This window comes from Ruegeria sp. YTSA219, assembly GCF_059609985.1.
Genome location: NZ_JBXWMT010000002.1, coordinates 276,589 through 288,887, shown reverse-complemented (window position 1 = coordinate 288,887; position 12,299 = coordinate 276,589). Strand labels below are relative to the sequence as shown.

The window sequence follows — 12,299 nt, the reverse complement described above, 5'->3', positions numbered from 1 at the left end:
CTCTGACCTTCCGGGGTCAGGGGCACTCTCTGACCGCAGTTCCGGTACGTGAAGAGACGAGTAGCCCCGATGAATTCCGACAATATCCCAAAATTGGACGCGCGCAGCTCTGGCTGGCGTACAATCCGGAAAGTTGCGCCTTATCTCTGGCCCGAGGATGAGCCCTGGGTTAAGCGCCGCGTTCTGATTGCTATGGGCATGTTGGTTCTGGCCAAGTTGATCGCGGTCTACACCCCGATTTTGTACAAAGGCGCGGTTGATAGCCTGGCGGGCGAGGGCGTTCCCCCCGTTGCGTTGGGTGCTGTTGGGTTGACGGTGGCATATGGTGTCGCGCGCATGATGACTGTTGGTTTGCAGCAGTTGCGGGATGCGGCCTTTGCTCCTGTCGGGCAGCGGGCATTGCGCGCACTGGCATTGGAAACTTTCCAGCATATCCACCAGTTGTCGATGCGCTATCACGTGACGCGGCGCACGGGCGGTCTGAGCCGTATTATCGAGCGCGGCGTAAAAGGGGTCGAGTTCCTCTTGCGTTTCCTGCTGTTTTCCATCGGGCCTTTGATCCTTGAACTGCTGCTTGTTGCGATCATTCTGATGTGGCTGTTTGATGTCTGGTATCTGGTGGTCGTCGCGGCAACGATCGCGCTGTATATCTGGTTCACATTTGCGGTGACCGAGTGGCGCGTGAAACTGCGCCGCGAGATGAATGATCAGGATACCGAGGCGAACCAGCGCGCCATCGACAGCCTGCTGAATTTTGAAACCGTCAAGTATTTCAATGCCGAAACGCGTGAAGCTGAACGGTATGATGTGTCAATGAAAGCCTATGCGGGGGCGGCTCTCAAGACTGCGTATTCTCTGGCGTTTCTAAATTTCGGGCAGTCCTTTCTGATCACCTGCGGATTGATCGGTGTGATGGTCTTGGCAGCCATTGGGGTGCAGGCCGGGACGCTGACCGTGGGCGATTTCGTTATGGTCAACGCCTATATGATCCAGATTACCGTACCGCTGAATTTTTTGGGTACGGTGTATCGGGAAATCCGCCAATCTCTGGTCGATATGGGCCAGATGTTTGACCTGTTGGAACAACCCGCCGAAGTGGTCGACAAGACCGATGCACCGGATCTGGATGTAACAGGGGGTGAGGTTACCTTGCATGATGTACAATTCGGATATGATGCTGAGCGGGAAATTCTCAAAGGTGTTTCCCTAACCATTCCTGCGGGCCAAACCGTAGCGATTGTGGGTGCGACGGGGTCGGGTAAATCCACCATCGGTCGGTTGCTGTTCCGGTTCTACGATGTCACCGGGGGTGCGCTGAAAATTGATGGGCAGGATGTGCGCGACGTCACGCAGACCAGCCTGCACGCGGCAATCGGAGTGGTGCCGCAGGATACCGTGCTGTTTAACGATACCATTCGCTATAACATTGCCTATGGACGCGACGGGGCCACGCAGGAAGATGTCGAAGCCGCCGCCCGGGCTGCCCAGATCCACGATTTCATAGTCACGTTGCCCGAAGGCTATGACACCACAGTCGGTGAGCGCGGGCTAAAGCTGTCGGGTGGGGAAAAGCAGCGGGTCGGTATTGCCAGAACGCTGCTGAAAAACCCGCCAATCCTTTTGCTGGACGAGGCGACATCGGCGCTGGACACAGATACCGAACAAGACATCAAGGATGCTTTGGCCCATGCGGGCGAGGGGCGTACGGTTCTGACGATTGCCCATCGCCTGAGCACAATCGCCGAGGCAGACAGTATTGTAGTGCTAGAGCGTGGCAAAATCCTGGAGCAAGGCACGCATGATGAATTGCTGAAACGTGAGGGGCGTTATGCTCAGCTTTGGAATCGCCAGCAATCGGATATGCAGGCGGCCTGATAGGCGGCCCAAACTATGTTACACTACAGATCACGCATCTGAGGTATTGTTATGCATAAATATTTCCGCAAGTTCATTGTGCCAGCCATAGCGGCAATTGCCACACTTACACCGGTCTATGCGCTTGGAGACCCCATCATCGGAATTTGGAAGACCGAGCCGGACCGGAAGAACCTCGTCTCTGACATCAAAATTACAGCCTGCGGTGACAAGTTCTGTGGTCAGATTTTATCTGCATATGACGCCAGCGGAAAAGCAGTACAGACGCCGAATATCGGAAAGAAACTGTTCTGGGATGTCGGCAGCCAAGGCGGTGGCAAATATGGCGGGGGTGAATTCTGGGTACCGTTAGTGGATGTTGATGCAGTTCCGCAGATGACGCTGAAGGGTGACACTCTGATGGTCAAAGGGTGTGAACATCACATTTGTGCGCATCAAACCTGGACGCGCGAGTAAAACAGGGCTGGATTGCCCAACCCTGTTGCTCTTTATTCGGCTGCTTTCAGCGGTGAACCGGTCGGTTCTTTCCCAGAACTGTCAGCGCTCGGATCGTCGGTACGCAGCTCATCATCCCAGACCATTTCGGTTGCCTGAGCATTCATCGCGGCTTTACCGATGGCCATATCCAGCGCCACCTGGCTGGATTTTCCCGCTGTAGCACGAGCCAAAATCTTACCCAACCAGATGGCATAGGTTGTCACCCAGACCCGCATAGCCAAAAGCGAAGGCGTCACGATCAGCGTCAGTACCGTCGCGATACCAAGGCCAAAGACAACTGCGGTTGCCAGCTGTTTCCACCACAGCGCTGTGGGGCTGTTGATCGAATACCCGCCGTTGATAAAGTCCAGCGACAGCCCGAACATCATCGGGGTAAGGCCAGCCATCGTGGTGAGTGTGGTCAACAGAACCGGACGAATGCGTGCCTCGGCGGTGCGTATGATCGCCTCGATCCTTGGCATGTACTGGCTATATTCCTGATAGGTGTCGATCAGAACAATGTTGTTGTTCACCACGATCCCTGCCAGAGCCACAATACCCGTTCCTGTCATGATGATCGAGAAGGGCTGTTGCATCACCATCATACCGATCAGAACACCTGTTGTGGACAGTACCACGGCCAGCAGAACTAGGATCGAATTGTAGAACGAGTTGAACTGCGCGAGCAGAATAACGAACATCAGCCCCAACGCGCCCATAAAGGCATTCACAAGAAACGCCCCGGATTCGGCCTGATCCTCCTGATCACCTGTCCATGTCCAGCTGACGGAACTGCCAAAAGGATCGGTTTCCAGCCATTCAGTCAACACAACAATCCGTTCGTTCGGGTTAATCAGACTGGTGCGCGCGTCACCGGATTCGATCAGCGTGCGCAAATCATCGGTGCTTTCTGCCTCGGTCAGCATGATCAGTTCGAACTGAGTCCCATCGGGAAATGCCAATGCGGTAGCGGTTGGGATTTCATCCTCTGCGAGTTCACGCACCACTGCCAATCTTTGATCGGCGCCATCCGGTCCTGTGACCACAACATTGCTCAGGCCGGGCTCAACATCCGCCTTCACGTCAAAATAACGTTCCTGATCGACACGGTTGATTTCGGCCAGTTTGGCGACTGGTTTGCGCGAGACAAAGTTGGACAGTGGCACCAAACCATCGACCGTGCGGACCTTGAGCGTGTCAAGCGTTGACAAGACACGATCCTGATCAGGCAGGCGAACACGGATTTCGATTTCATCATCCACGTTGTCCGGGCGCATTTCGCCCAGCAAAAGGCCACGCGTAACAAGCTGTACCATCGCACCGACGGTGGCTACGTCTGCGCCAAATCGGCCTGCTTTGGCGACATCAACGTCAATCTGCCAGTCGATGCCGGGCAAGGGCAGCGTGTCCTCGATCTTGATAAGGCCCGGGGTGGCGTCGAATACCTCACGCGCGGCCAGGGTGGCTGATGTCAGCTCTTGCCAGCCATCGGCCTTGATCCGCAGATGGACAGGTTTGGAAGAGCCTGGCCCTTGCTCAAGCGGCAAGGTCTCAACGATGATCCCCGGTAGCTGCGCAAGCTCCCTGTTCAACTCTTCCAGAACATAGTCGCCGTCATAGTCTGGCGCCACTGTGTGCCGGTCCAACAATCCTCCGAAAATCGGTTCCGAGACGTTCGGTCTGTCTTCCCAAGGGATGATTTCGAACTGAACCTGACCAACGGTATCCGCCGGGGATTGGCCACCAGGTCCACCGGTGTCCAAACCACCTTCACCAGCGAATGCAAAGACGTTGATAACAGCCGGGTGCGCACTGATAATCTCTTCTGCGGCGAGTACCATCTGGTCCTTTTCGGCCAAAGAGATATTGCCGCGCGCACGGACATAGGCCGTGGCCTGCTCTGGTTCGCTTTCAACGAAGAATTCAACACCGCGGTTGTTTTTCCCAAATGCGGTCATGACTGAAGCTACAGCAAGGCCAATCACCACAATTGATACAATCGGCATGATCGGGTTGCCCACAAGGAATTTCACCACATGCCCAAAGCGTGTGTGTTCGCGGCTGGTCTGCACATGCTCAACCGGGGCGCGTTCGATTTTTGCCGCGCTCAGGGTGACCGACCCGGCAAACGCACCTAGCATGAACAGGATCATTCCAAGAACCGAACTACCTGAATCGACCAGGTAGTCCGGGTTCAATGTCTGCATCGCCCCCAGGAAGATCAGGTATAACGACGGGGGAACCATCGCTGCCCGAACCCACCAGGCTGTTCGCGCCCTCAGCCAGTTCGACGACCGGTCAAACACGCGGCTGAGGCGGCCGGAAACGCCGCCCATCACGGGCAGGTAGATCAATGCAACGATCAACGACGCCGACAAAACGAATATCAGCGTAACTGGCAGCATCCCCATGAATTCGCCCGGAACGCCGGGCCAAAAGAGCATAGGCAAGAAGGCGCATAATGTCGTAGCTGTCGAGGATACGATCGGCCAGAACATCCGTTGTGCGGCTTCGACATAGGCATGCATGGGACCCACGCCCTCGTTGATCCGCTTGTCGGCATATTCAACCACCACGATGGCCCCGTCGACCAGCATTCCGACGGCAAGAATCAAACCGAACATGACGATGTTCGAAATGCTGACCCCCATCACTGCAAGGAATGCAAAGCACAGCAGGAATGAGGTTGGAATCGCAAAACCCACCAGCAGGGCGGCACGGGTCCCAAGCGAGGCCAGAATGACAATCATAACCAGCGCAATAGCGGTAAGAACCGAACCCTCAAGCTGGCTGACCATCGACCCTACGATCCGGCTCTGGTCGTTCGAGGTGCCCAGTTTGATCGCCGCCTGCATCTCGGCTGGCCATTTGGATTGGGCCGCTGCGATAGAGGCTTTGACCTCGTCGACCGTGTCGATCAGATTATAGCCTTTGCGTTTGACGACCTGCAGTGCCACGGTGGCCTCGCCGTTGAAGCGGGCGGTGCCTTCGCGATCTTCGAAAGTATAGTTGATTTGCGCCAGCTCGCCCATGGTCACGACGCGGTCGCCATTGACCTTGACGGGTAGGTCATACACGTCCTGGGCGGTCTTGAAAGACGAAGGGATCTTGACCGAGAAGGTGCCTTGATCGGTTTCTACCTCACCAGCGGCGATCAGCTGGTTGTTGTTCTGAACAACATTGATCAGCTCGGCGGCGGTAACGTTATACGCTTCCAGCCGCAGCGGGTCGATGATCACCTCTAGCAATTCGTCTCGATTGCCGGCTATCCCTGCCTCAAGCACGGAATCCAATGCTTCCAGATCATCCTGCAAATCTTTGGCGACACGGGCCATTGTTCTTTCAGGAACAGCCCCGGTCAGATTGACAATCACAATCGGGAATTCAGAAAAGTTGATCTCGGTCAGGGTATATTGCTCAGCCCCTTCAGGAAAATCGGCCTGGGCGCTGTTCATGGCGTCGCGGACATCGGCCATGATCGCCGTCTTGTCCCATCCAAAATCGAATTCCAGCGCGACACCGGCATAGCCTTCGGCAGCCGTCGACGTCATTTCTTTGAGACCGTCCAGATCAGCCAGCTCGGTTTCCATCGGCTTGACCAGCAGGTTTTCCGAGTCTTCAGCGGAAATGCCGGGGAACTGAACCGAGACGAAAAGCGCAGGGATTTCGATATCCGGCTCACCTTCTTTCGGCAGGCCAACATAGGCGTATCCACCTACGATCAAGGAAATCGCGATAAATGCCAGAACCATTCGGGCTCGGCCAGCGGCCCAGCTTACTATTCCGGTCATTGCACTGCATCCCGATAAGTTGGCTCAACCATCACGCCGCGAGTCACGAATTCTTGCCCGACAATGATGATGTCCGCCGTTTCCGGCAACCCGTCAACCCAGACACCTTCGGAGGTGTCGCGCAACAAAGTGACCGGCAGGAAATCCACAATGTTCCCATTTCCAACGGTCCGTACACCAACTTTGCCATCGTTATTCAGCGTCAGTGCGGACTGAGGCAGCAGATGTGCCTTGGTCCCTTCAGCCGAGATTCGGATGTCCGCAGTCTGACCGTCCCGAATTGTCAGGTCGGGGTTAGGAACGGTAATCTCGACCTCAAAGGTCCGGGTGGTCTCATCGGCCGACCGGCTAAGGAAGGTGACCCGCCCAGAGACCTGAAGCCCCGAGATCAGCTGGGCCGAAGCCTCGGACCCTACGATGATCCGGTTCACATCTGCCTCGGGAACAAACCCGACCAACTTGATTGGGTCCAACTGGATCACAGTCGCACACAGCGACCCTGGTTGCATAAGGCTTCCAAGCTCAGCTGTGTCACTTTCTAACAGACCCTTGAATGGAGCTTCGATCGTCTGGCGTTCGATTTCACGTTCGGCGGCCTCGACTTCGGCTGATGCCGCTTCGATACCGGCGCGTGTTGCTTCCAGCCCGGCTTCGGCGCTTTTGATACCAGCCTGGGCTGTACTCATTTCCGCCTCGCTGGAAATCCTGCGGGTTTCCGACCCAAAACCGGTCTCTGATAGCTTTCGTGCGGCTTTCAAGTTGATTTCGGCTTCGGCTACGCGCGCATGTGCCTCCAGCAGACGCGCTTCGGCTTCGGGCACCCGGCTTTTGGCTTCAAGCTTGGCGGCTGTTGCTTCGGCCAGGCTTGCCGGACGGGTGCCTGGATCCAGCTCACATAACAAATCACCGGCTTCGACAAAACTGCCCTTGCGCTTGGGTTCTGATACGACAGTTGACGTCGTTTCGGCCAGAACTTCGACCTCGCGGTTTGCTCTGGTTTGTCCACGCAGAGTCACTGCACTGTCTACTTCGCGGGCGACAGAGCGCTGTGCAACTACACGGATTACGTGCCGATCCTCTGCGGGAATTTCAGAAGATTCTGCCTCGGACGTAGTGCCCGGGTTTGAATCATCGCGGCCGGCGAATGCTAATAATGCATCCCTTTCGAATACCAAATAGAACAAGGCAACAATCACCAAAAAGGCGTTTACGAATGAAATCAAACGCATACAGGGTCTCTCCCAGAATTCTTTGCCGACTGTCCCTCGGCGCGCATGCTTAGAAATGGGGGCGGGGCCTCATCTTTTCCACACTAAACTGAATAGTTCGGTTCACTTTTTTCTGCAAGGGTATCCGCAGGTGGGGGAATTGTATGAAATCGGACCCTTGGCTTGGCAATGGCAGCGGGGTATGACATTGCCCATTATCACAGAACACAAGCCCGGGGAGCAGGGATGAGCGACGTCGACAGTTTCATTGATGAGGTGACCGAAGAGGTGCGCCGCGACCGTCTGTTCTTGCTTTTGCGCCGTTGGGGTTGGGTTGGCGTAGTGGCGGTTGTTCTGATCGTTGGTGGTGCCGCGTTCAACGAACTGCGCAAGGCGCGCGCAACCAGTCAGGCACAGGATCTGGGAGATGCGATTCTGGCCGCTATGGCACAGAATGAGTCCGCCGATCGTGCCGATGATCTTGCCTTGGTACCTGCACCAACACCCGGTGGAGATGCGATTGTAAAGATGCTGCTTTCTGCCTCGCAGACCGAAATCGAGTCCGGGCAGGGCGCTGTTGAGAGTCTGAACGCCATTGCGGTTCAGGGTGATCTGCCTGAAATTTACCGGGCCATCGCGACCTTCAAGGCTTTGCTGCTGCAAAGCGAGACAATGCCGGTAGCAGACCGGCGTCAGCAATTCGAAGCGCTGGCCGTGCCGGGAGCCCCATTGCGGTTGCTGGCAGAGGAGCAACTGGCACTGATCGAAGTGTCCGAAGGTCAAGTCGATGCCGCCATTTCCCGTTTGCAGGCAATGCGGCAGGACGCTGAAATCGGCGTAGATCTGCAGCAACGCGCAACACAGTTGATTGTTGCGCTGGGTGGTGAACCGGAACCGCTGGTCGCACGGCAAAGCTGAACCGGTAGAAAATAAATGACAGGCAAGTTCGGAGTATCATGGTGATTAGTCTCTTCCCCCGTATTGGGTTGCCGGTCGCGGTTGTTTCCCTGACATTGCTGGCGGCTTGTCAGGAGCCCGAGGTCATCCTGCCCGGAGCTCGTGAGGACATCCGACCAACATCCGACAATGAAACGGTTGAGACCCAGGGAGCCAAGCCAATCAGCCTTCCTGCCCAGACGGCCAATGCCAACTGGTCACAAAGCCCGGGAACCGCTGCGTATCGGACGACAAATGCCTCTTTGCGTAATACTCCACAGAAACTGTGGTCAACGTCGATCGGTGATGGAGATTCGCGCAAGCAGCGCATCACGGCCGAGCCGGTCGTTGCAGGTGGTTTGGTCTACACGCTGGATTCCGGAGCGACCGTTTCAGCGGTCTCACCGCAGGGGCAGGTTGCCTGGAGTACAGATCTAATCCCTGGCACCGACGGAGATTCAGATGCAACCGGCGGTGGATTGGCCTATGCTAATGGCGTTCTTTATGTGTCTTCTGGTTTTGGTCGCCTGACCGCTCTGGATGGCAAAACCGGTGCCATTCGTTGGCAAAAGCGCCTGAATGCTACGGGCAGCGGCTCACCTCTGATCAATGATGGCCTGCTGTATCTTGTCGCCGGAGATGAAATCGGATGGACGATTGATACAAAAGATGGGCGCATCCTCTGGCAGGTTCAGGGCACCCCAAGTGTTGGCAATGTGTTGGGCGCGCCTGCGCCGGTGATTGCCTCGGATTTCTCGGTGTTTGCATTTGGCTCGGGCGATATAGCTGCAACGTTCCGCAGAGGTGGTATTCGCCGCTGGAACGCGTCGGTTGCTGGTGGGCGTCGCGGGCGTGCCGCAGCGCAGATCGTTGACGTAACAGGTGGTCCGATGGTGGTCGGCGATACCATCTATATCGGCAACCATTCGGGCCGCACCGTGGCATTCGATTCCACTTCGGGTGAGCGGAGATGGACCGCGGATGAAGGCGCAGTTGATACGGTTTGGCCGGCTGGAAACAGCATCTTCCTGATTAGTGATCGCAGTCAGTTGGTGCGTCTGGATGCCTCGGATGGCTCGATTGTGTGGGCGCAGGACTTGCCTGGATTCGTCAAGGACAAGCCCGGTCGGCGTGGCGCAATCTATGCGCATTACGGGCCGATCATGGCTGGTGGGCGTATCGTTGTTGCATCGAACGATGGTTATCTAAGGTTCTATAACCCGCTCGACGGCACGCTGGTTCACCGCGTCGAGGTTCCCGGCGGTGCCACTACGGCGCCAGTTGTTGCCGGGCAAACCTTGTACGTCGTTTCGACCAAAGGTGAACTGCACGCTTTCCGTTGACGACAAGATGCGCTAAAGGGCGCGTCTGAGTCTTGAAAGTTGAGTATCATGTCCCTGACCCTCGCTATCGTGGGGCGCCCCAATGTGGGCAAATCCACTTTGTTCAACCGCCTCGTCGGCAAACGACTGGCATTGGTCGACGACCAGCCAGGTGTTACGCGCGATTTGCGCGAAGGCGAAGCGCGTCTGGGCGATCTGCGCTTTACCGTTATTGATACGGCGGGTCTTGAGGATGCGACAGACGACAGCCTTGAAGGCCGGATGCGACGCCTGACCGAGCGCGCCGTGGACATGGCTGATGTGTGCCTGTTCATGATCGACGCGCGTGTGGGGTTGACGCCCACAGATGAGATGTTTGCCGAGATTCTGCGCAAACGATCGAAACACGTGATCCTTGCGGCCAACAAAGCCGAAGGTTCGGCGGCTGATGCCGGTGTGCTCGAAGCTTATAATCTGGGTCTGGGCGAGCCGGTCCGCCTGTCGGGTGAACATGGCGAGGGGATGACCGATCTTTACGCACATCTGATGCCTCTGGCGGATGCTGCTGCGGAAAAAGCGATCGAAGAAGCGCCCGTAACTGATATCGAGCTTGATGAAGACGGCGAAGCCGTAACCCCGTTGATCACCGACGCCAAGCCGTTGCAAGTTGCCGTTGTTGGTCGCCCGAATGCCGGAAAATCCACCCTGATCAACAAGATCGTTGGCGAAGATCGCTTGTTGACCGGACCCGAGGCCGGGATCACACGCGATGCAATTAGCCTGCGGATCGACTGGGCCGACCCCGAGGGTGAAAGCACGCCGATGCGGATCTTCGATACGGCGGGGATGCGCAAAAAAGCCAAGGTACAGGAAAAACTTGAGAAGCTTTCTGTATCGGATGGTTTGCGTGCAGTAAAATTTGCCGAGGTTGTGGTGGTGTTGCTGGATGCGGCGATTCCGTTTGAACAGCAGGATCTGCGCATCGCGGATCTGGCCGAACGCGAGGGCCGAGCCGTCGTTGTCGCCATTAACAAATGGGATATCGAAGAGGACAAGCAGGAAAAACTGCGCGATCTGAAAGAATCGTTCGAACGTCTTCTGCCGCAGTTGCGCGGCGCTCCACTGGTCACGGTTTCCGCCAAAACAGGGCGGGGGCTTGAGCGCCTGCGTGCTGCTATCCTACGCGCCCATGATATCTGGAACCGGCGTGTGCCGACTGCTGCTTTGAACCGTTGGTTGATCGCAATGCTGGAACAGCACCCGCCGCCAGCGCCGCAGGGTCGCCGGATCAAGCTGCGGTATATGACACAGGCCAAAACCCGCCCCCCTGGATTCGTGGTTATGTGTTCGCACCCCGACAAGATGCCTGAAAGCTATAACCGTTATCTGGTCAACGGCCTGCGTGAGAGTTTCGATATGCCCGGGACCCCCATCCGACTGACCTTGCGCGGACAGGGAGACAAGAACCCTTACAAGGGACGGCGTAAGAAAAACGCAGGTGCCTTGGCCAAGCATTTGAAGGGACGCGCGTAACTGCGCCAATCTGTTGCATTTTTCATCTCGGGGCGTGACAGCCCTTTGATGGCGCGCTAGCATTCGCTGGCGCGCTTTTGTTTCCAAGCGTGTCGCTTGTTTGCGGGAAGACCGCACCCATTTTTAGAATCACATTGCAACGGGCCATTGTGGGGAGCCGACGGAATGGATTTGAGAGAATACACACGTCAATACGCGGTTCAGGACAATGGATTGGCCGCGATCAGCTACTTTGGGACTTTCGCGGTTTATTTCTCATCGTTGGCATTAGCCATCATCTATGTGGACCGCTGGTATGTTATGATGCCTGCCGGGGTGGTTTTCGCGTTTTCCGCTGTTCGCCTTTACGTGCTGCAGCACGATTGCGGCCATCATTCGCTATTTGAAACGCGTGCACAGAATGAATGGGCAGGGCATGGGCTGTCCCCGTTCACTTTCGCTCCATTCGAAGTGATGAAGCAAAACCACAACCTGCATCACTCCGGCATCGGCAATCTGGAACATCGTGAGACCGGCGAAATTCATACCATGACCGTGAGGGAATGGAATGCGGCGAACTTGTGGTCGCGGCTGTATTATCGCCTATACCGCAACCCGTTTGTGCTGGTACCGGTCGGAGCATTGTTTACTTATTTCATTCGCTACCGCTGGCCCAAGAATACGGTGCGGTTCGGCGTCAAAGGCGTGCTGCTGCACAACCTGTCGATCCTGATTTTCCTGGGCCTGCTGTATCTGATCGCCGGTGCGACCGGTATTTTGGTTTGGGTGGCCTTTTCCTTCCTTGGCGGGATGTTGGGAGTTTTCCTAGTCTATCTTCAGCATAATTTCGAAGACACATACTGGGACCGTCGCCCAGATCTGGATCCGAAATTGGCCGCGCTGCAGGGGTCGTCGGCGCTGGATTTCGGCTGGTGGTTTGATAATGCGGTGGCCTGCATCACATTGCACGATATACACCACTTCAACGCGCGCATCCCCTCTTACCGGCTGCGGGAATGCCACTATAACCTCCCGTCCGAGTATACGCCGCGCCGGATCAAATTCCCCGAGGCGGTAGCGGCTTTGAATCTGAAACTTTGGGATGAGGACAACAAACGGCTTGTACCTTTCCCTCCTAAGGATCAATCCCGGGGGCTGGCCCGTAGCAGCTAGCCGGT

General features: G+C 56.3%; 8 protein-coding genes. 6 read left to right on the top strand and 2 right to left on the bottom strand.

All coding sequences use genetic code 11. The features are described from left to right. Positions 1-69 precede the first annotated feature (69 nt). A complete protein-coding gene (locus tag AC2FFB_RS04475) occupies positions 70-1,875 on the top strand; it encodes an ABCB family ABC transporter ATP-binding protein/permease (protein ID WP_142633058.1) in 1,806 nt (601 codons plus the stop codon). A 51-nt stretch (positions 1,876-1,926) separates the two neighbouring features. Beyond that, positions 1,927-2,331 carry a DUF2147 domain-containing protein gene (locus AC2FFB_RS04470; RefSeq protein WP_142633060.1) on the top strand — a complete coding sequence of 135 codons (405 nt, stop codon included), beginning with the start codon at positions 1,927-1,929 and terminating at the stop codon, positions 2,329-2,331. Positions 2,332-2,363: 32 nt separating this feature from the next. Here the strand turns inward: AC2FFB_RS04470 and AC2FFB_RS04465 are convergent, their stop codons facing one another. Further along, a complete protein-coding gene (locus AC2FFB_RS04465) occupies positions 2,364-6,143 on the bottom strand; it encodes an efflux RND transporter permease subunit (RefSeq protein ID WP_496688501.1) in 3,780 nt (1,259 codons plus the stop codon). Continuing rightward, the gene (locus tag AC2FFB_RS04460) at positions 6,140-7,372 is read right to left on the bottom strand and encodes an efflux RND transporter periplasmic adaptor subunit (RefSeq protein WP_496708580.1); all 1,233 of its coding nucleotides are present in this window, start codon (positions 7,370-7,372) and stop codon (positions 6,140-6,142) included. The genes AC2FFB_RS04465 and AC2FFB_RS04460 overlap by 4 nt, the downstream gene beginning before the upstream one ends. A 225-nt stretch (positions 7,373-7,597) precedes the next feature. Between AC2FFB_RS04460 and AC2FFB_RS04455 the strand changes: the two genes are divergently transcribed. From AC2FFB_RS04455 to AC2FFB_RS04440, 4 genes are all read left to right on the top strand, one after another. Further along, positions 7,598-8,269: a hypothetical protein gene (locus tag AC2FFB_RS04455; RefSeq protein WP_142633066.1), complete on the top strand. Its 672-nt coding sequence runs from the start codon at positions 7,598-7,600 to the stop codon at positions 8,267-8,269. Between the two features lie 38 nt (positions 8,270-8,307). Then, positions 8,308-9,630, top strand: a complete 1,323-nt coding sequence (locus AC2FFB_RS04450; protein WP_142633068.1) for a PQQ-like beta-propeller repeat protein — start codon at positions 8,308-8,310, stop codon at positions 9,628-9,630. Positions 9,631-9,678: 48 nt separating this feature from the next. Next, positions 9,679-11,142, top strand: a complete 1,464-nt coding sequence (der, locus tag AC2FFB_RS04445; RefSeq protein WP_142633070.1) for a ribosome biogenesis GTPase Der — start codon at positions 9,679-9,681, stop codon at positions 11,140-11,142. A 165-nt stretch (positions 11,143-11,307) separates the two neighbouring features. Further along, positions 11,308-12,294: a fatty acid desaturase gene (locus tag AC2FFB_RS04440; RefSeq protein WP_496688496.1), complete on the top strand. Its 987-nt coding sequence runs from the start codon at positions 11,308-11,310 to the stop codon at positions 12,292-12,294. Positions 12,295-12,299: the final 5 nt, after the last annotated feature.

Coding starts and splice junctions, on each gene's coding strand:
- AC2FFB_RS04440 (WP_496688496.1), top strand. CDS start 11,308: ATGGATTTGAGAGAATACACACGTCAATACGCGGTTCAGGACAATGGA.
- AC2FFB_RS04450 (WP_142633068.1), top strand. CDS start 8,308: ATGGTGATTAGTCTCTTCCCCCGTATTGGGTTGCCGGTCGCGGTTGTT.
- AC2FFB_RS04455 (WP_142633066.1), top strand. CDS start 7,598: ATGAGCGACGTCGACAGTTTCATTGATGAGGTGACCGAAGAGGTGCGC.
- AC2FFB_RS04475 (WP_142633058.1), top strand. CDS start 70: ATGAATTCCGACAATATCCCAAAATTGGACGCGCGCAGCTCTGGCTGG.
- AC2FFB_RS04460 (WP_496708580.1), bottom strand. CDS start 7,372: ATGCGTTTGATTTCATTCGTAAACGCCTTTTTGGTGATTGTTGCCTTG.
- AC2FFB_RS04465 (WP_496688501.1), bottom strand. CDS start 6,143: ATGACCGGAATAGTAAGCTGGGCCGCTGGCCGAGCCCGAATGGTTCTG.
- der (WP_142633070.1), top strand. CDS start 9,679: ATGTCCCTGACCCTCGCTATCGTGGGGCGCCCCAATGTGGGCAAATCC.
- AC2FFB_RS04470 (WP_142633060.1), top strand. CDS start 1,927: ATGCATAAATATTTCCGCAAGTTCATTGTGCCAGCCATAGCGGCAATT.